We start from the raw sequence: 19,310 nt of genomic DNA on the forward strand, positions 1-19,310 counted from the left end.
CGACTCTATCAGATCTTTTCTCGATCCGATTTCCTCGGTGCTTTCCAGGTTCTCGCTCTCGCGTTTCCCTTTCCGGCGGTTCCGACTCTATCAGAACCTTTCGGCGTCCGATTCCCGGTCGGCGGGTTTGTCTTCCCGGCTGTTGGGCCGTTCCGACGAGTGAGACTTTAGCGGATTCCTGGCTCCCGAGCTAATCGGGGGCTGCGTCCTTTCGGGCGCGGATTCCTCATTTCGTCATATGCACACCAAAAGAATCGACGCCGAAGCGCCGAAGAGTGGGGTGGTACTGGCGGAATGGCTGTCCGGGGACCGACCGGAGTCGGCGCTCACGTCGGACAACTCGGAGAACACTACGTAGCGGCCAGGGGTGTGTCAACTCCTGTCCTGGGGGCACCCCGGAGGCGTACCCTGGCCGGCATGACCACGCGTACGTGTACCCAGCTTTGGTGGGCCGCCTGACGGCGGCCGTGCTCACGTATGCATCCAACGGCCGCCGCATCGGCGGCCGTTCTCGTATCTCCTCCAGGGCACTCCGGAGGCCGGCCGCGGAAGCGGCGGTCTCGATCAGGAGGTGGAGTGGAGATGACGCGGGTCTTCAGCGGAATCCAGCCGACCGGACATCTGACGCTGGGCAACTACTTGGGAGCCATGCGGCGCTGGGCTGAGACCGACCAGCACCGGGCCGACGCGCTGTTCTGCGTCGTGGATCTGCACGCGCTGACCGTGGACCACGATCCGGCGCGGGTGCGCAGGCTCAGTCGGCAGACGGCGACGCTGATGCTGGCGGCCGGGCTCGATCCCGAGGTGTGCACCGTGTTCCTGCAGAGCCATGTCGACGAGCACACGAGGCTCTCGTACCTGCTGGAGTGCGTGGCGACCGACGGCGAGATGCGCCGGATGATCCAGTACAAGGAGAAGGCCGCGCGGGAGCGGGAGCGCGGCGGGAGCGTGCGGCTGTCGCTGCTGACGTATCCGGTGCTGATGGCGGCGGACATTCTCGGGTACGGCGCGCAGGAGGTGCCGGTCGGGGACGACCAGGTGCAGCACGTCGAGCTGGCGCGGGATCTGGCGGAGCGGTTCAACCAGCGGTACGGGTACACGTTCGTGGTGCCGAGGGCGACGCGGCCGGGGGTGGCGGCGCGGGTGATGAATCTGCAGAACCCGACGGCGAAGATGGGGAAGTCGGACGACTCGGGTCTGGGGGTCGTCTATCTGCTCGACGAGCCGGAGGTGATCCGCAAGAAGGTCATGCGTGCCGTCACCGACAGCGGACGGGACGTGGAGTACGACCGGGAGGCGCGGCCGGGCGTGGCGAATCTGCTGGAGGTGCTCGCGGCGTGCACGGGCGGGACCCCTGAGGCCCTGGCCGGTGCGTACGAGTCGTACGGCGCCTTGAAGAAGGACACCGCGGAGGCCGTGGTGGAGGTCCTGCGGCCCGTGCAGGCCAGGCACCGGGAGCTGTGCACCGATCCTGCCCAGGTGGAAGCGGTGCTGCGGGAGGGGGCCGAGAAGGCCCGGGCGGTTGCCCGGCCGTTCGTCGACGCCGCCTACCGGGCGATCGGGCTGCTGCCGCCGGTGGCGGAGCCGGTGTCGGGCGCCGCTCGCTCCTGAGCGTCGTCCGGCGGCCGCGGGGCGGCGGGGTGACCCGCCGCCCCGGGGCGCCGCGGGCTTCAGTCCTTCTTGCCGGAGGCGAGTTCGCGGCTGCGGTCGCGGGCGGCCTCCAGCGCGGCGATGAGGGCGGCGCGGACGCCGTGGTTCTCCAGTTCGCGGATGGCGTTGATCGTCGTACCGGCCGGGGAAGTGACGTTCTCGCGGAGTCTGACGGGGTGCTCGCCGCTGTCGCGGAGCATCACGGCGGCGCCGATGGCGGACTGGACGATCAGCTCATGGGCCTTGTCGCGGGGCAGCCCGAGCAGGATGCCGGCGTCGGTCATGGCCTCGACCAGGTAGAAGAAGTACGCCGGGCCGGAGCCGGACAGGGCGGTGCAGGCGTCCTGCTGGCTCTCGGGGACGCGGAGGGTCTTGCCGACGCCTCCGAAGATCTCCTCGGTGTGGGCGAGGTGCGCCTCGGTGGCGTGGCTGCCGGCGGAGATGACGGACATGGCCTCGTCGACGAGGGCGGGGGTGTTGGTCATGACGCGCACGACCGGGGTGCCTGCGCTCAGCCGCTCCTCGAAGAACGAGGTGGGGATGCCGGCGGCGCCGCTGATGACCAGCCGGTCGGCGGGGACGTGCGGCGCGAGTTCGTCCAGGAGGGCGCCCATGTCCTGGGGCTTGACCGTGAGGATCAGGGTGTCGGCGGTCTTGGCGGCCTCGGTGTTGCCGACCGGGCTGACTCCGTAGCGGGAGCGGAGTTCCTCGGCCCGTTCGGGCCGGCGGGCCGTGACCAGGAGGTCGGCGGGGGCCCAGCCGGCCCGGATCATTCCGCTGAGCAGGGCTTCGCCGATCTTGCCGGTGCCGAGGACTGCGACTTTCTGGCTCATGCGGTTCAGTTTCGCACCGGTGCTCAGGGGTGCGGGCGGGCTGTCCGGTGGGCGGACTCACCGTGCCGGCAGGGGGCTCACGCCGTCCGGCGTCGCAGCGTCGCGGCCCCCAGCCCCAGCACCAGCAGGGCGCAGCCCGCCACGATCAGCACGTCCCGGACAAATGTGGCCGTCATGTCGGTGTGGTGGAGGACCTCGTTCATGCCGTCGACGGCGTACGACATCGGCAGGACGTCGGAGATGCCCCTGAGGACGGGGTGCATGTCGGAGCGGGGGGTGAACAGGCCGCAGAGCAGGAGCTGGGGAAAGATCACCGCGGGCATGAACTGGACCGCCTGGAATTCCGAGGCCGCGAAGGCCGAGACGAAGAGGCCGAGGGCCGTGCCGAGCAGGGCGTCGAGGAGGGCGACGAGCAGGAGCAGCCAGGGCGAGCCGGTGACGTCGAGGCCGAGGAGCCAGACCGCGAGGCCGGTGGCGAGGGCGGACTGGACGATCGCGAGGGCACCGAAGGCGAGCGCGTAGCCGGCGATGAGATCGGCCTTGCCGAGCGGCATGGCGAGGAGGCGTTCGAGGGTGCCCGAGGTGCGTTCGCGCAGGGTGGCGATGGAGGTGACCAGGAACATCGTGATCAGCGGAAAGATGCCGAGCAGCGAGGCGCCGATGTTGTCGAAGGTGCGCGGGCTGCCGTCGAAGACGTAGCGCAGCAGGATCAGCATCAGGCAGGGGACGAGGATCATCAGCGCGATGGTCCTCGGGTCGTGGCGGAGCTGGCGCAGGACGCGGGCCGCGGTGGCAGTGGTGCGGGCGGCGTTCAGCGGACCGGTGGGCGCGGCGGGGGTGGCCGGGCCGGCGGGGATGGTCGTGGTCGTGCTCATCGGGTCGTCTCCTTGGCGCGGTCGGCGGCGACCGCTTCGTCCACGAGGTGCAGGAAGGCGGCCTCGACGGTGTCGGTGCCGGTCCGGGTGCGCAGGGCGTCCGGGGTGTCGTCGGCGAGGATCCGGCCGTCGCGCATGAGGAGGAGGCGGTGGCAGCGCTCGGCCTCGTCCATGACGTGGGAGGAGACGAGGAGGGTGGCGCCCCGCTCGGCGGCGAGGTCGTGGAAGAGGTTCCACAGGTCGCGGCGCAGGACGGGGTCGAGGCCGACGGTCGGCTCGTCCAGGACGAGGAGTTCGGGGGTGCCGAGGAGGGCGACGGCGAGGGAGACGCGGCCCCGCTGTCCGCCGGAGAGGTTGCCGGCGAGGGCGTCGGCGTGGCTGGTGAGGTCGACGTCGGCGAGCACGCGTTCGACGTCGTGGCGGCGCTGGGCGGTGGGCCGGCCGGGGTCCTGGATCGCGGCGAAGTAGTCCAGGTTCTGGCGGACGGTCAGGTCGTCGTAGACGGAGGGGGCCTGGGTGACGTAGCCGATGCGGCTGCGCAGCGCGGGGTGGCCGGCCGGGAGGCCGAGGACGTCGAGGGTGCCGGTGACCTTGGCCTGGGTGCCGACCACGGAGCGCATGAGGGTGGACTTGCCGCATCCGGAGGGGCCGAGCAGGCCGGTGATCTGGCCGCGGGGGACGGTGAAGCCGAGGTGGTGGAGGACGGTGCGGGGGCCGCGGACGACGGTGAGGTCCGCGGCGTGGACGGCGTCCGGTGCCGTGGGGCGGAGTGGATCGGACACAGAATTCATCATGTGATGAATAATCGGTTCGCAGGGCCGCGGCAGTCAAGGGGCGCAGGCCGGTGTTCCGTACACGAAAGCGGCGGCCCGGACAGGAACCGGGCCGCCGCTGCCGAGGAGGTGTGTCGGGTCAGGGTGCGGTCGCGACGAGCAGCAGCACGTCGTACGTCTCCTCGACGAAGCCGTCCGGGAAGGCCTTCAGCAGATGGCCGCGCTCCTCTTCCAGGAAGGCGGCCCTGCGCTCCTCGGGGGTGACGAGGAAGGCGGAGTGGCTGGCGATGTTGGCGAGGTGGGTCTCCACCGGGACGCGGCGGCTCCAGCGGACCTCGCCGCGGGTGAAGCGGAGGCGGCCGCTGGGGTCGGCCAGGTCCGTGCGGTTCCCGGCCTTGCGCTTCTCGGCGACCATGTCCACGCCGAAGAAGCGGCCCGTGCGGCCGGCCTGCCCGGCGATCCACTCGACGTCGAGCGCGTCGGTGTTCCACCACAGCGCCAGCGCGCCGCCCGGCCGCAGGACGCGCAGCGCCTCCGGCACCGAGTGCGCCGTGTCGGTCCAGTGCCAGGCCTGGGCGTAGGTGAGGAAGTCGGCGTGGGCGTCGGCGACGGGGAGGGCGTTGCCGTTGCCCCGCACGATCGGGATGTGCGGCAGCGTGCGGCGGAACTCGGCGGCCATGCCCGCACCGGGCTCGACGGCGAGGACATCGGCGCCGCGGTCGTGCAGCAGGGCGGTCGCGATGCCGGTACCGGCGCCGACGTCCACGACCCGGGCGCCGGACAGCGGCCGGCCGGCCAGCTCCTCGACGGTGTCGAAGAGGGCGGGCGGGTAGGAGGGGCGGTTCGCCGCGTACTGGGCCGCGGCGGCGTTGAAGGAGTGGGCGCGCAGGGCGTGCGGCGCCGCGGACGGCTCGGAGGAGGCTGAGGTCGCGGTCATGCCGCCATGGTGCGCGAGGTGGGGCGCGAGGGGACAGCGAGTATTCAGGCGGGCGGCGGGCGGCGTTCGGCGGGTTCGGGACGGGGCCGGGCCCCTCGGCCTGCGCCCTGGACCGGTCCCCTTTGCAGTGGTCCCCTTACCCGCGCCGATTCATCCGGGCCGCTTTACCCGGGCCGCTGTGCCCGGACCGCTTTACCCGGGCTGCTTTACCTGCGCCGCCTTACCCGGGCCGCTGTGCCCGGGCTGCTTTACCTGCGCCGCTTTACCCGCGCCTCCTTACCCGCGCCGCTTCTTCCTCGCGGGGTTGCCGGCGCGGCGCGTGGACCGGCGGTCGTACTCCTCGCGGGCCTTGTCGTACTCCTCGCGGTGCAGCTTCTCGCCCGGGGCCTCGGTGAGGGAGCGGAAGAAGTAGGCGAGCAGGGAGCCGACGAAGCCGATGGCCAGCAGGCCGCGCAGCGAGGCCTGGCGCTGGGGATCGTGGCGCTTGCCGAAGCCCTCCCAGGTGTTGCGGAAGGCGAGCGCGCTGCAGATCGCGAACATGGCGACGATCAGCACGGTGACGAAGGCGCCGGTGTCGGCGATCTGGATGCCCTGGTAGGCGAAGCGCAGGATCAGACAGGAGGCGACGGCCGCGGCGAGGGAGCCTGCGGCCGTGCCGACGCGGCGGGCCGTGTACCCGTTGTCGTGGTCCACCCAGGAGGTGCCGAAGAACCGCAGGGGTTCCGGGCGGGGGCCGCCGCCCCGGGCCGCGCCGCCCGCCGGGTCGTCCGGGGTGCCGTTTTCGTCGCTCACGGGACGATTATGGCTCCGGGCGGGGGCGGGCTCCGGAGCGGGGTCAGCCGCAGCGTCCGGCGATGTAGCCGTCGCTGCCCGTCTGGACGAAGGCGTCCGAGACGTACTCGCCGTTGCTGATGTTGTCCCAGATGTTCGTCGTGCCGTAAGGGCCCGCGACGGTGGTGCCCGGCGACTGGCAGTAGACGTGGACCTTGGCACCCTCGGGCAGGAGGCGGACGAGGCTGTAACCGGTGCCGGGGCCGCTGCGGACGTTCAGGCGGACGCCCGGGGCGACCGAGTAGTAGCGGAACCCTGCCGCGTCGACCGCTGCCGTCGCGGTCTCCGGCGTGTCCGTGGTGCCTGCTTCTTCGACGCGCTCGACCGACATCGAGTGCCTCCCCCCGTTGTTCCCATGGCTCTCATGGGTGCCGTTGATTCCCCCGAGCCGCGTGGCGAAACACCTGTGCGCAACTCGTGTGCAGACGCTAGCAAGCCGCCTCGGTCTCGCACGAGTCATCGACTAGGCTCCGTGCGTCGCGCGCGCGGACGAACAGCACGGGGGTGGTCCATGACGCCACAGCGCAACACCGGAGCGGGCGCGGAAGCGGAACTTCCCGAGTACGCCGGTCACTACCACCTGGAGTCGTGTCTGGGGTCCGGTGGCATGGGCGTGGTGCATCTGGCGCGCAGCACCTCGGGGCTGAAGCTCGCGGTGAAGGTCGTACACGCCGAGTTCGCCCGGGATCGCGAGTTCAGGGGGCGCTTCCGGCAGGAGGTGGCGGCGGCGCGGAGGGTGAGCGGCGCCTTCACCGCGTCCGTCGTGGACGCCGATCCGGAGGCCGAACGGCCCTGGATGGCGACGCTGTTCATCCCCGGTCCGACGCTCTCCGAGCATGTGAAGCAGAGCGGCCCGATGCCGTCGGCGCAGTTGCGGCGACTGATGGCCGGGCTCGCGGAGGCCCTGCGCGACATCCATCGGGTGGGGGTCGTGCACCGCGATCTCAAGCCGAGCAACGTGCTGCTCGCCGAGGACGGGCCGAAGGTCATCGACTTCGGCATCTCCCGGCCGAAGGACAGTGAACTGCGGACCGAGACCGGGAAGTTGATCGGCACGCCGCCTTTCATGGCGCCCGAGCAGTTCCGGCGCCCGCGGGAGGTGGGACCGGCGGCGGACATCTTCGCCCTCGGGTCGGTGATGGTGCACGCGGCGACCGGGCGGGGGCCGTTCGACTCCGACAGCCCGTATGTCGTCGCGTACCAGGTGGTGCACGACGAACCGGATCTCACCGACGTGCCGGAGAACCTCGCCCCGCTGGTGCTGCGGTGTCTCGCCAAGGAGCCCGAGAACCGGCCGACCCCCGACGAGCTGATGCGCGAACTGCGCTCGCAGGCAGCCTCGTACGACACACAGGCGTTCATACCCGCGCAACGCACGAGCGAGGACGACCGCGGGCAGTGGACCGGTGCCGAACGGGCCGTGGAGCCGTCCTCGGAGCAGTCCGGGGCGCGCCGGGGCAGGCGGATGGCGGCCGTGGGCGCCGCGGCGCTCGGCCTGGCCGTGCTCGCCACCCTGACCTCGCTACGGCTGCTCGACACCGCCCGGCATCCGGCACGGGGCGAGGGCCCGCGGACGGTGCCGACGGCCTCCGCCACCTGGTCGGCCGAGCCGGCCGGGACGGGCAAGGGCATGGCGCAATGCTCCTACGGGGCGGGGAAGTTGCTCTGCGCCCGGCCCGGTGCGGTGTTCGCCGTGTCCCCCGCCGACGGCACCCTGGTGTGGCGGCACTCCGTCGCCGCGCAGACCACGAGCGCACCGCCCCTGGTCGCCTCCGGACTCGTGCAGCCCTCGACGAGCGACGGGTCACGGCTGACGGCCCTCGCACCCGCCTCGGGCAAGGAGGTCTGGGCGCGGCGCCTGCCCCCGGACACGACGATTGACCACGCGGGCGGCACGGTCCTGCTCACGCGCGCCGACGGGACGGTCACCGGTGTGGACGCGGCGACCGGTGACACGAAGTGGCAACGCGGGTTCCCCGGTCAGGCCACGCCCAGCTTCCTGTCGTTCGCGGGAGACCCGCTGGCCTACGCGGCCCGTACGTCCGCCGACGGTTCGAGCACCCGGGTCACCGCGGTGGATCCGGGCACGGGCAAGGTGCGCTGGGATGTCCGGCTCGCCGGGGCACTGAAGCCGTTCGGCGCCGGGGGCGGCTCGGTGTTCTTCCTGTCCGTTGACAGCGTCTACGGCCACACCGAGGAGGTCGTCCGCTATACCCCCGCCGCGAAGGAGACGCACCGGGTGAGGCTGACCGCCGCACTCGACGACGCCCAGGCGACCGTGCGGGGGCACTTCGCCTATCTCCTGGCCACGGGGGGTTCCCTGGTCGCTGTCGACCTGGACGCGCGCAAGCAGCTCTGGCGCCTGGAGACCTCCGTGGCCCGCGGGTCGGCACCGGTCGCCGACGGCAGCCGGGTGTACTTCAGCACGGGCGACGGGCGGCTCCTCGCCGCCGACGCGGCTCAGGGCAGGCTCGTCGGGCAGACCGAGGCCCGCCTCGGCACGCGCTCGGAGATCGCGGGAGCACCGCCCGCCCCGGTCGTCGTCGGCCATCGCGTCTTCGCCACGGCCCCCGACGGCACTGTCTTCGCCCTCGACACACGCAACCCGTCGACCTGGTGACGTCCGGGGCGTCGGCGGCCTCCTGACGCGCGGGCCGACGACCTGGTGAGCGTGCGGGCCGACGACCTGCTGACCGTCCGGGGCGTCGGCCTCTGACCGTGCGGGGCGTCGGCCTCTTGGCCGTGCGGGGCGTGGGCCTCTGACCGTGCGGGCCGACGATCTGGTGACCGTGGGGGGCGTCGGCCTGCTGACATGCGAAAGGGCCGCCCCCCACCGCGGAGGCGGCCCCTTCCCGTGGACGGGTCAGCCCAGCTTGGTCACGTCGCGCACCGCGCCCCTGTCCGCGCTCGTCGCCATCGCCGCGTAGGCGCGCAGGGCCGCGGAGACCTTGCGCTCGCGGTTCTTCGGGGCGTACACGCCGCCCAGTGCCTGCTCGCGGCGCGCCAGCTCCGCCTCGTCGACCAGCAGGTCGATCGTGCGGTTCGGGATGTCGATGCGGATGCGGTCGCCGTCCTGGACCAGGGCGATCGTGCCGCCGGAGGCCGCCTCCGGGGAGGCGTGGCCGATGGAGAGGCCGGACGTGCCGCCGGAGAAGCGGCCGTCGGTGATCAGGGCGCAGCTCTTGCCGAGGCCGCGGCCCTTCAGGTACGAGGTCGGGTAGAGCATCTCCTGCATGCCGGGGCCGCCCTTGGGGCCCTCGTAGCGGATGACGACGACGTCGCCGTCCTTGACCTCCTGGGTGAGGATCCGCTGGACGGCCTCCTCCTGGGACTCGCAGACCACGGCCGGGCCCTCGAAGGTCCAGATGGACTCGTCGACGCCGGCCGTCTTGACCACGCAGCCGTCCACGGCCAGGTTGCCCCTGAGGACCGCGAGGCCGCCGTCCTTGGAGTACGCGTGCTCGGCCGAGCGGATGCAGCCGCCCTCGGCGTCGTCGTCCAGGGACTCCCAGCGCTCGGACTGGGAGAAGGCCTCGGAGGAGCGGACGCAGCCGGGGGCCGCGTGCCACAGTTCCATGGCCTCGGGGGACGGGGAGCCGCCGCGGACGTCCCAGGTCTTCAGCCAGTCGGCCAGGGACGGGCTGTGCACCGCGTGCACGTCCTCGTTCAGCAGGCCCGCACGGTGCAGCTCGCCGAGGAGGGCGGGGATGCCGCCGGCGCGGTGCACGTCCTCCATGTAGTAGGTGCGGTTCTTCGCCACGTTGGGCGCGACCTTGGCCAGGCAGGGGACGCGGCGCGAGACGGCGTCGATCTGCTCCAGGCCGAAGGGGACGCCCGCCTCCTGTGCGGCGGCGAGCAGGTGCAGGATCGTGTTGGTGGAGCCGCCCATCGCGATGTCCAGGGCCATGGCGTTCTCGAAGGCCTGGAAGGTGGCGATGTTGAGCGGCAGGACCGTGTCGTCGTCCTGCTCGTAGTAGCGGCGGGTCAGGTCCATGACCGTGTGGGCGGCGTTCTCGTAGAGCGCCCGGCGGGCCGTGTGGGTGGCGAGGACCGAGCCGTTGCCGGGCAGGGAGAGGCCGATGGCCTCGGTCAGGCAGTTCATCGAGTTGGCGGTGAACATGCCGGAACAGCTGCCGCAGGTCGGACAGGCGTTCTCCTCGATACGGAGGATGTCCTCGTCCGAGATCTTGTCGTTGACGGCGTCGGAGATCGCGTCGACCAGGTCGAGGGTGCGGACCGTGCCGTCGACCAGTGTGGCCCGGCCGGACTCCATCGGGCCGCCGGAGACGAAGACCGTCGGGATGTTCAGGCGCAGGGCCGCCATCAGCATGCCCGGGGTGATCTTGTCGCAGTTGGAGATGCAGACCAGGGCGTCGGCGCAGTGGGCCTCGACCATGTACTCCACGCTGTCCGCGATCAGGTCGCGGGAGGGGAGGCTGTAGAGCATGCCTCCGTGGCCCATGGCGATGCCGTCGTCGACCGCGATGGTGTTGAACTCGCGCGGGATACCGCCGGCCTCCTTGATCGCCTCGCTGACGATCCGGCCGACGGGCTGCAGGTGGGTGTGGCCCGGCACGAACTCCGTGAAGGAGTTGGCGACCGCGATGATCGGCTTCCGGCCGATGTCCGCACCGGGTACACCGGAGGCGCGCATAAGGGCGCGGGCGCCCGCCATGTTGCGGCCGTGGGTGACTGTGCGGGACCTCAGCTCGGGCATCGTCGCTCGCTCCTTCGAAGACCTACCGCCAGAGAGTTCTGACTCCCTCCGAGCCTACGCCGCCCCTCCAAGGGATGGACAAGGTTGTCCGAAATGCGGGACAGGTGTTTCACGGAACCGACCGGCACGGCCACCCGCCGCGGTTCACGGCGCCGTCCGGGCACCCCCGCCGCTCCGGGCACCCCCGCCGCCTACTCGTCCCGGCCACCCGCGGCCTGCCCGTCCCGGGCCTGCCCGGTCAGAGCCGCCCGTGCCGGCCGCCCGGGGTCAGGGCGCCGTCAGGTGGCGCTGCACCACCGGCGCCACACGCGTGATGATCTGCTCCAGGTCCGCCGAGGCCAGTGGCTCCAGCTTGATCACGTAGCGCATCATCGCCGTGCCCACGATCTGTGCCGCGGCCAGCTCGGCCCGCAGTTCCGCGTCCGGCAGGTCCACCTGGGCGGCGACCCGGCGCAGCAGCTGGGAGGCGACCAGGCGGCGGAAGACTGCGGCGGCGGTCTCGTTGTTCACGGCGGAGCGGAGGATCGCGAGGAGCGGCGCACGGGTCGTGGGGTTGTCCCAGACGCCGAAGAAGAAGCGGGTCAGTCGCTCCCCCACGCCCTCCAGCGGGCCGTCGGCCGCCGCGTTCGGTGCGTCGAGGGCGGGCGCGAAGGCGACCGCGATGGCCGCCTCGAAGACCTGCTCCTTGGTGCCGAAGTAGTGGTGGACCAGCGCCGAGTCGACACCGGCGGCCTTGGCGATCCCGCGTACGGACGTCTTCTCGTACCCGCGTTCGGAGAACTCCTCGCGGGCCGAGGCCAGAATGCGGTCGCGGGTGTCCGCGGATTCGGCGCGCGGCGGCCGCCCCCGCCGCCGTGCCGTGGTCCCGCTCATCGCCGCGGCACCTTCACCGCGGAGGTCAGGTGCCGGCGGGTGAAGGCCAGGGCCTCGGCGAGGTCCGCCTCGCGCTCGGCGCCGGACATCGCCCGCCGGGTGTTGACCTCGATGACGACATGACCGTCGAAACCGGTGACGGCGAGACGTTCCAGCAGCTCGGCGCAGGGCTGGTTGCCGCGCCCGGGGACCAGGTGCTCGTCCTTGGCCGAGCCGCGCCCGTCGGCGAGGTGGACGTGTCCGAGGCGGTCGCCCATGCGGTCGATCATGTCCAGGGCGTCGGTGCGGGCCGTCGAGGTGTGGCTGAGGTCGATCGTGAAGTGCCGGTAGTCGTCCTTGGTGACGTCCCATTCGGGGGCGTAGGCCAGCATCTCGCGGTCGCGGTAGCGCCACGGGTACATGTTCTCGACGGCGAAGCGCACATCCGTCTCGTGCGCCATCCGCCAGATCCCGGTGACGAAGTCGCGGGCGTACTGCCGCTGCCAGCGGAAGGGCGGGTGGACGACGACGGTGTCGGCGCCCAGCTTCTCGGCGGCCGCCCGGGCCCGCTGGAGCTTGACCCAGGGGTCGGTGGACCAGACCCGCTGGGTGATCAGCAGACAGGGGGCGTGAACGGCCAGGACCGGGATGCCGTGGTAGTCGGACAGGCGGCGCAGGGCCTCGATGTCCTGGCTGACCGGGTCCGTCCACACCATGACCTCGACGCCGTCGTAGCCGAGGCGCGCGGCGATCTCGAAGGCCGTCGCCGTCGACTCCGGATACACGGAGGCGGTCGACAGCGCGATGCGCACGTCCGATGGTTCAGCCACGTCCGTCACCTTACGGGGTCGAGCAGTGAGGGGGTCGGGTGCCTGTTCGCCGTTGTGAGATGGGTCATTGTGCGGGTGCGGGCGCAGTGCGAGTGCAGTGTGGCCGACCGCGCTCAGGCGGTTGAGCCGCATGTCGGCGGGGCGGAGTCGCACGTCGGCGAGGTGGAGTCGCACGTCGGCGCGATGGAGTCGCACGTCGGCGCGGTCGAGTCGCATGTCGGCGGGGCGGAGTCGCACGTCGGCGAGGTGGAGTCGCACGTCGGCGCGATGGAGTCGCACGTCGGCGCGATGGAGTCGCACGTCGGCGCGGTGGAGTCGCACGTCGGTGCGGTGGAGTCGCACGTCGGTGCGGTGGACGCCGCTCCACCGGTGCGGTGGGGCCGCGTGCCGACGCGCTGGGGCCGCACACCGGTACGGCCCCACGCCCCTTCAGGGAGTCAAGCCGAACCCATGTGATCGAGGCGGCGCAGGATCACGCCTTCCCTCAGGGCCCAGGGGCAGACCTCCAGCCTGTCCACGCCGAACAGGTCCATCGCACCCTCGGCCACCAGGGCGCCGGCCAGTATCTGGGCGGCCCTGCCCTCCGAGACTCCGGGGAGTTCCGCGCGCTGGTCCGCCGTCATGCCGGACAGGCGCGGCACCCAGGCCTCCAGGGACTCCCGCTTGAGTTCGCGCTGGACGTAGAGGCCCTCGGCGCTGCGGGCGGCACCGGCGATGCGGGCCAGCTGCTTGAACGTCTTGGAGGTGGCGACCACATGGTCGGGGGCGCCGAAGCGGCTGAATTCCCCGACGGTCCGGGCGATCTGCGCGCGCACGTGGCGGCGCAGGGAGCGGACGGCCTCGGGGTCGGGCGGGTCGCCGGGCAGCCAGCCGGCGGTGAGGCGGCCGGCGCCGAGCGGCAGCGAGACGGCGGTGTCCGGCTCCTCGTCGATGCCGTAGGCGATCTCCAGGGAGCCGCCGCCGATGTCCAGGACCAGCAGCTTTCCGGCGGACCAGCCGTACCAGCGGCGGACGGCGAGAAAGGTGAGCCGGGCCTCCTCCGCACCGGTGAGCACCTGGAGTCGTACGCCCGTCTGTTCCTCCACGCGCGCGAGGACGTCGTCGGCGTTGGTGGCCTCGCGCACCGCGGAGGTCGCGAACGGCAGCAGATCCTCGACGCCCTTGTCCTCGGCGGCCTGGAGCGCGTCCCGTACGACGGCGATCAGCTTGTCGACGCCGTCGTCACCGATGGCACCGCTGTCGTCGAGCAGTTGGGCGAGCCGAAGGTCGGCCTTGTGCGAATGCGCGGGCAGCGGGCGAGCGCCGGGGTGCGCGTCCACCACCAGCAGATGCACCGTGTTCGAACCCACGTCCAGGACACCGAGTCTCATATACGGAACGCTACTGCCAGATCGTCCGTACTCGGTCCCCGCAGCGGCCCCGGGCGACTTACCCTGGACGGGTGCCAAAGACGAAAAAGGCGAAGGACGACAAGGCAGCCAAGTCTTCCAAGTCCGGCAAGACGCCCAGGAAGAGCCCGAAGGCGAGCGACGAGAAGGGGCTCGACTTCGCGCGTGCATGGGTGGAATTCCCTGATCCGGCGGACGAGGAGCAGATCTTCCGCTGCGATCTGACATGGCTGACCTCTCGCTGGAACTGCATCTTCGGCAGCGGCTGCCAGGGCATCCAGGCGGGCCGCGCGGACGACGGGTGCTGCACGCTGGGCGCCCACTTCTCCGACGAGGACGACGAGAAGCGGGTCGCCGAGCATGTGGCGAGGCTCACGCCGGACATCTGGCAGCACCATGACGAGGGCGCGCGGGGCGGCTGGATCTCCGAGGACGAGGACGGGTCCCGGCAGACCCGGCCGTTCCAGGGCTCGTGCATCTTCCAGAACCGCCCCGGGTTCGCGGGCGGCGCGGGCTGCTCGCTGCACATCCTCGCCCTGAAGGAGGGCCGGGAGCCGCTGGAGACCAAGCCGGACGTGTGCTGGCAGCTGCCGATCCGGCGGACCTACGACTGGATCGACCGGCCGGACGACACGCGCGTGCTGCAGGTGTCGATCGGCGAGTACGACCGCCGGGGCTGGGGTCCGGGCGGCCACGACCTGCACTGGTGGTGCACGTCGGCGACCTCGGCACACGGCGCGGGCGACCCGGTGTACGTCTCCTACCGGGCCGAGCTGACCGAGCTGATGGGCAAGGCCGGCTACGACCGTCTGGTCGAGCTGTGCGAGCAGCGGCTGGCGTCGCAGCTGCCCCTGGTGGCACCGCACCCGGCGGACCCGGAGCAGGGCGGCTGAGGTTTCCCTGCGAGGCCCGCTAGCTGCCCGACGGGCTCGGGGTGCCGTCGTCACCGGGAGGCGGGGAGGGGCTGGGCGGCGGGTCGGACGGGCTCGGGTCCGTGGGCGTGGGGCTGGGGCTCGGGTCGGTCGGTGACGGGGACTGGCTGGGCGGCGGATCCGCGGGGGGCGAGGCGGGGGGCGTCGTCGGATCGGGGCCGGGCGTCGAGGGCCGGGGCGAGGGGCTGCCGGGGGCGGTGCCGTAGCCGTCGATGGTGACCACGGCGCCGGCCGGCGAGACCGCCACCTGTGCGTGCCAGTGGCCGGACGGCTCGCGCAGATGGTCGACGTACACCCTGGTCGTCACCGTCTGGCCGGGGGCGAGGGTTCCCGACGAGCGGCTGAGGTAGAGCCAGGCCACCGGGGTGGACGCGGACCAGCGGACCGGCGCGGAGCCGGAGGCGGTGAGGGTGATCAGCGTGGTGTCGCCGTCGCTGGCGGCGCCGACCGCGAGGTGTCCGGCGCCCCTCCTGTCCCCTCCGGAGACGCTGACGACCTCCACGGAGACGTCGGACGTGCCGCGCCGGCCCGGGCTGCCGCCGGGTCTCACGCTGGCGTTCCCCGCGTTCTCGTAGCCGCCCGCGGTGTCGCTGCCGAGCACGTCGGGACCCTGCGCCTCGCGCGCGGTGGGCGTCCTGCCGTCCTCGCCGACGGCGGGCGTGCCCCGGTAGGCGGCCCACAGGGCGAGCACCGGGGCGGCCACGACGGTGGCGACGACCGTCGTGGTGACGGCACGCGCGCGCAGGCGGTCGCGGCGGGCCGCGCGGTCCTTGGGGTCCATCGGGAAGCCGCGCCGGTCGAAGCGCGGGACGGCCGCACCCCGCGCGCGCGGCTGGTGCGCGAGGGCGACGTGCAGGGCCGCGCGGGGCGCTTCCAGGACGGGCAGCTCGGCCGGGGTGACGGTGGCGCCGGGCCAGCGGCCGGGCACCGCGCGCTCGGCGGTACGGCGGCAGCGCGGGCAGTCGTCGACGTGCCGGACCAGCTCACGGCGCAGGGCCGCGCTGAGAACCAGCTGGCTGTCCTCGGTGAGGTGGGCCACGCTCGGGCAGCCGCCGGTCTCGACCACGGCGAGCGCGGCCCGGGTGCGCTCGACCTCGCAGGCGGCGGAGGCCAGCAGCTCACGGGCGGTGGCGGGCTCCATGCCGAGCACGGCGGCGACCTCGTGTGCGGCGAGGTGGTGGCGCACGGCGAGTTCGAGGGCCTCGCGCTGTTCGGGGGTGGTGCCGGCCGCTTCCGGCCAGGCGAGCAGGGCGAGTTCGCGGCGCCGCCGCTCCTGGATCTCGGGGGCGGCGGGGGGATCGGGCACCTGTTTCCCGGCTGTGGAACGGCCCGCCGCATGGGTGGCCTGACGTTTCTGCTTGGCCTCGGCGAGCCCCCGCAGACACGCCCAGCGGGCCAGCGCGTACAACCAGGCCCTGCGGTCGGCGGCCGCCTCCGGGACACGCTGCCCGCGCCGCTCCGCCAGTGCGAGGACGTCCCCGAGGGCGGCGGTGGCCGCGTCGTGGTCGCACAGCACCGACAGGCAGTAGGTGAACAGACCGTCCAGGTACGGCTCGTAGCGCCCCGGCGGCCGCTGGGCGAGGGTGCGTGCGGCGGCTCGGTCGCGCACTTCACGGTGCGCCCGGTGAGCGCCAGTGGTGCGGGTCGTGGTCTCCGGACTGCTGCTCATCACCCGTGCGACCGTAGGCGGCGGCGGAGTGCCCCTTCTTGTACCTTGAGCACTTTTAATCCATACGGGTGAAACGATCCCTCATAAGGGGACAGGAGCCCCTTGTTCCCCGGGTCGAACCCGATGAGCCATGGCCGGGACCGGATCACCCGCGGGCGCCCCGGGCGGGCTCTGTCAGTGCCGCGGGCTACGGTTTCCGCATGGCTGCCCGTACCAAGACCACCAAGGACCGCCCGTCCTACCGCTGCACCGAGTGCGGCTGGCAGACGGCCAAGTGGCTCGGCCGCTGCCCGGAGTGCCAGGCCTGGGGCACGGTCGAGGAGTACGGTGCGCCCGCGGTCCGCACGACGGCGCCGGGCCGGGTCAGCAGTTCCGCGCTGCCCATCGGCCAGGTCGACGGCCGGCAGGCCACCGCCCGCACGACGGGGGTGCCGGAGCTGGACCGGGTGCTCGGCGGCGGTCTGGTCCCCGGCGCGGTCGTCCTGCTCGCGGGCGAGCCGGGCGTCGGCAAGTCCACCCTGCTGCTGGACGTGGCCGCCAAGGCGGCGAGCGCGGAGCACCGCACCCTCTATGTGACCGGCGAGGAGTCCGCGAGCCAGGTCCGGCTGCGCGCCGACCGCATCAACGCCCTCGACGACCACCTGTATCTGGCCGCCGAGACCGACCTGGCCGCGGTCCTCGGCCACTTGGACGAGGTGAAGCCCTCCCTGCTGATCCTCGACTCGGTGCAGACGGTGGCCTCCCCGGAGATCGACGGCGCGCCCGGCGGCATGGCCCAGGTCCGCGAGGTGGCCGGCGCCCTGATCCGCGCCTCCAAGGACCGCGGGATGTCCACGCTGCTGGTGGGCCACGTCACCAAGGACGGCGCGATCGCCGGCCCCCGGCTGCTGGAACACCTGGTGGACGTCGTCCTGCACTTCGAGGGCGACCGCCATGCGCGCCTGCGTCTGGTGCGCGGCGTGAAGAACCGCTACGGCGCCACGGACGAGGTCGGCTGCTTCGAACTGCACGATGAGGGCATTACCGGACTTACCGACCCAAGCGGACTCTTCCTGACCCGTCGTGACGAACCGGTCCCGGGTACGTGCCTGACGGTCACCCTGGAGGGCCGCCGCCCGCTGGTGGCCGAGGTGCAGGCGCTGACCGTGGACTCCCAGATCCCCTCCCCGCGCCGGACCACCTCGGGCCTGGAGACCTCCCGGGTGTCGATGATGCTCGCCGTGCTGGAGCAGCGCGGCCGGATCAGCGCGCTCGGCAAGCGGGACATCTACTCCGCGACCGTCGGCGGCGTGAAGCTCTCCGAGCCGGCCGCCGACCTCGCCGTCGCGCTCGCGCTCGCCTCGGCCGCGAGCGACGTCCCGCTGCCGAAGAACCTCGTCGCGATCGGCGAGGTGGGCCTGGCGGGCGAGGTCAGACGGGTCACCGGCGTGCAGCGCAGGCTCTCCGAGGCACACCGGCTGGGCTTCACGCACGCGCTCGTGCCGGGCGATCCGGGCAAGATCCCGTCCGGGATGAAGGTCCTGGAAGTCGCGGACATAGGGGAGGCGCTGAGGGTGCTGCCGCGCTCCCGTCGCCGAGAGGCCCCACGGGAGGCGGAGGACCGCCGGTAGACTTTGCCCAGGTCTCGCCCGTCCGTACGAACCGAGTGCGCACGACGGCAGCGCCCAGAACCTGCGACCGGAGGAGTGCAGTGGCAGCCAACGACCGGGCAGCAGCTCCCGGAAAGTCCGGTGGGAGTGCCGGTTCCGATGGCCTGATGCGCGCTGCGCTGAGCGCCGTGGCTCCAGGTACGGCCCTGCGCGACGGCCTGGAGCGGGTCCTGCGGGGCAACACCGGCGGGCTCATCGTGCTCGGCTCCGACAAGACGGTCGAGACGATGTGCACGGGCGGTTTCGTCCTGGACGTCGAGTTCACCGCCACCCGCCTGCGGGAGCTGTGCAAGCTGGACGGCGGCATCGTGGTGTCGTCGGACCTGTCGAAGATCCTGCGGGCCGGTGTGCAGCTGGTGCCGGACCCCACGATCCCGACGGAGGAGACGGGCACCCGGCACCGCACGGCGGACCGGGTCTCCAAGCAGGTCGGCTTCCCGGTGGTGTCGGTCTCCCAGTCGATGCGGCTGATCGCGCTGTACGTCGACGGGCAGCGGCGCGTCCTGGAGGACTCGGCGGCGATCCTGTCCCGCGCGAACCAGGCGCTGGCCACCCTGGAGCGCTACAAGCTCCGCCTGGACGAGGTCGCGGGCACGCTGTCCGCGCTGGAGATCGAGGACCTGGTCACGGTCCGGGACGTGTCGGCGGTCGCGCAGCGCCTGGAGATGGTCCGCCGCATTGCCACCGAAATCGCCGAATACGTGGTCGAACTGGGCACGGACGGTCGCCTTCTGGCCCTCCAGCTGGAGGAGTTGATCGCGGGCGTGGAGCCGGACCGCGAGCTGGTCGTGCGGGACTACGTCCCCGAGCCCACGGCCAAGCGGTCCCGCACGGTCGAGGAGGCGCTGTCCGAGCTGGACGCCCTCAGCCACGCGGAACTGCTGGAGCTCGGTACGGTGGCGCGGGCGCTGGGTTACACGGGCTCCCCCGAGACCCTCGACTCGGCGGTGTCCCCGCGGGGCTTCCGCCTTCTGGCCAAGGTGCCCCGGCTCCCCGGCGCCATCATCGACCGCCTGGTGGAACACTTCGGCGGCCTGCAGAAGCTGCTCGCTGCGAGCGTCGATGACCTTCAGACGGTGGACGGGGTCGGCGAGGCCCGGGCCAGGAGCGTCCGCGAGGGGCTGTCCCGGCTGGCCGAGTCGTCGATTCTCGAGCGGTACGTCTGAATTCGGCGCCGACTGTTCTGTCGCCGCTGTGGGGCGGTGGGGGCCGCCTGTTTCGACACCGGGTCGGTGGGCGCCGGTCGTTTCGTCGTCGGCTGCGAGGCGTGGAGCCGGCCGTTTCGTCGTCGGCTGCGGGGCGGTGGGGGGCTGTCGCGCAGTTCCCCGCGCCCCCAGGGGGTCGCAGGGCCGTCGACCGGATGGGAGGCGTAGG

General features: G+C 72.4%; 17 protein-coding genes. 6 read left to right on the top strand and 11 right to left on the bottom strand.

Annotated features, from left to right (window positions below):
• Positions 1–582 precede the first annotated feature (582 nt).
• On the top strand, positions 583–1,611 hold the full coding sequence (trpS, locus tag ACZ7P3_RS00005) for a tryptophan--tRNA ligase (protein ID WP_472078777.1): 1,029 nt from the start codon (positions 583–585) through the stop codon (positions 1,609–1,611).
• A 59-nt stretch (positions 1,612–1,670) separates the two neighbouring features.
• On the opposite strand, the gene proC is transcribed toward trpS, so the two are convergent.
• The 6 genes from proC to ACZ7P3_RS00035 form a co-directional block, all read right to left on the bottom strand.
• A complete protein-coding gene (proC, locus tag ACZ7P3_RS00010; protein WP_472078069.1) occupies positions 1,671–2,483 on the bottom strand; it encodes a pyrroline-5-carboxylate reductase in 813 nt (270 codons plus the stop codon).
• Positions 2,484–2,560: 77 nt separating this feature from the next.
• Entirely contained in the window at positions 2,561–3,358 is a 798-nt protein-coding gene (locus ACZ7P3_RS00015) for an ABC transporter permease (RefSeq protein ID WP_472078070.1), read from the bottom strand.
• Positions 3,355–4,152, bottom strand: coding sequence for an ABC transporter ATP-binding protein (locus tag ACZ7P3_RS00020; RefSeq protein WP_472078071.1), 798 nt, complete (start codon positions 4,150–4,152; stop codon positions 3,355–3,357). The genes ACZ7P3_RS00015 and ACZ7P3_RS00020 overlap by 4 nt, the downstream gene beginning before the upstream one ends.
• Positions 4,153–4,270: 118 nt before the next feature.
• Positions 4,271–5,068, bottom strand: coding sequence for a class I SAM-dependent methyltransferase (locus ACZ7P3_RS00025; RefSeq protein ID WP_472078072.1), 798 nt, complete (start codon positions 5,066–5,068; stop codon positions 4,271–4,273).
• Between the two features lie 276 nt (positions 5,069–5,344).
• Complete coding sequence (locus tag ACZ7P3_RS00030) at positions 5,345–5,860, bottom strand: EamA/RhaT family transporter (protein ID WP_472078073.1); 516 nt, start codon at positions 5,858–5,860, stop codon at positions 5,345–5,347.
• Between the two features lie 43 nt (positions 5,861–5,903).
• Entirely contained in the window at positions 5,904–6,230 is a 327-nt protein-coding gene (locus ACZ7P3_RS00035) for an SH3 domain-containing protein (RefSeq protein ID WP_472078074.1), read from the bottom strand.
• Between the two features lie 180 nt (positions 6,231–6,410).
• Here ACZ7P3_RS00035 and ACZ7P3_RS00040 point away from each other — a divergent pair, with 180 nt between their 5' ends.
• Entirely contained in the window at positions 6,411–8,519 is a 2,109-nt protein-coding gene (locus tag ACZ7P3_RS00040) for a serine/threonine-protein kinase (protein WP_472078075.1), read from the top strand.
• 243 nt (positions 8,520–8,762) lie between these two features.
• On the opposite strand, the gene ilvD is transcribed toward ACZ7P3_RS00040, so the two are convergent.
• From ilvD to ACZ7P3_RS00055, 3 genes are all read right to left on the bottom strand, one after another.
• Positions 8,763–10,616 (bottom strand): dihydroxy-acid dehydratase, encoded by a 1,854-nt coding sequence (gene ilvD, locus ACZ7P3_RS00045; RefSeq protein ID WP_472078076.1) that lies wholly within the window; start codon positions 10,614–10,616, stop codon positions 8,763–8,765.
• 267 nt (positions 10,617–10,883) lie between these two features.
• On the bottom strand, positions 10,884–11,489 hold the full coding sequence (locus ACZ7P3_RS00050) for a TetR/AcrR family transcriptional regulator (protein WP_472078077.1): 606 nt from the start codon (positions 11,487–11,489) through the stop codon (positions 10,884–10,886).
• On the bottom strand, positions 11,486–12,307 hold the full coding sequence (locus ACZ7P3_RS00055; protein WP_472078078.1) for a sugar phosphate isomerase/epimerase family protein: 822 nt from the start codon (positions 12,305–12,307) through the stop codon (positions 11,486–11,488). The genes ACZ7P3_RS00050 and ACZ7P3_RS00055 overlap by 4 nt, the downstream gene beginning before the upstream one ends.
• Before the next feature lie 90 nt (positions 12,308–12,397).
• Between ACZ7P3_RS00055 and ACZ7P3_RS00060 the strand changes: the two genes are divergently transcribed.
• Positions 12,398–12,754 carry a hypothetical protein gene (locus tag ACZ7P3_RS00060; RefSeq protein WP_472078079.1) on the top strand — a complete coding sequence of 119 codons (357 nt, stop codon included), beginning with the start codon at positions 12,398–12,400 and terminating at the stop codon, positions 12,752–12,754.
• Here the strand turns inward: ACZ7P3_RS00060 and ACZ7P3_RS00065 are convergent.
• Entirely contained in the window at positions 12,736–13,668 is a 933-nt protein-coding gene (locus ACZ7P3_RS00065; protein WP_472078080.1) for a Ppx/GppA family phosphatase, read from the bottom strand. The genes ACZ7P3_RS00060 and ACZ7P3_RS00065 overlap by 19 nt on opposite strands.
• Before the next feature lie 71 nt (positions 13,669–13,739).
• On the opposite strand from ACZ7P3_RS00065, the gene ACZ7P3_RS00070 reads away from it, so the two are divergent.
• Entirely contained in the window at positions 13,740–14,579 is an 840-nt protein-coding gene (locus ACZ7P3_RS00070) for a DUF3109 family protein (protein WP_472078081.1), read from the top strand.
• 19 nt (positions 14,580–14,598) lie between these two features.
• Here ACZ7P3_RS00070 and ACZ7P3_RS00075 read toward each other — a convergent pair whose 3' ends face one another.
• On the bottom strand, positions 14,599–16,287 hold the full coding sequence (locus ACZ7P3_RS00075; protein ID WP_472078082.1) for a BACON domain-containing protein: 1,689 nt from the start codon (positions 16,285–16,287) through the stop codon (positions 14,599–14,601).
• Between the two features lie 200 nt (positions 16,288–16,487).
• Here ACZ7P3_RS00075 and radA point away from each other — a divergent pair, with 200 nt between their 5' ends.
• A complete protein-coding gene (radA, locus tag ACZ7P3_RS00080; protein WP_472078083.1) occupies positions 16,488–17,897 on the top strand; it encodes a DNA repair protein RadA in 1,410 nt (469 codons plus the stop codon).
• A gap of 80 nt (positions 17,898–17,977) precedes the next feature.
• Positions 17,978–19,102 (top strand): DNA integrity scanning diadenylate cyclase DisA, encoded by a 1,125-nt coding sequence (gene disA, locus ACZ7P3_RS00085; RefSeq protein WP_472078084.1) that lies wholly within the window; start codon positions 17,978–17,980, stop codon positions 19,100–19,102.
• Positions 19,103–19,310 lie beyond the last annotated feature (208 nt).

The organism is Streptomyces sp. NPDC107581, from assembly GCF_055657175.1.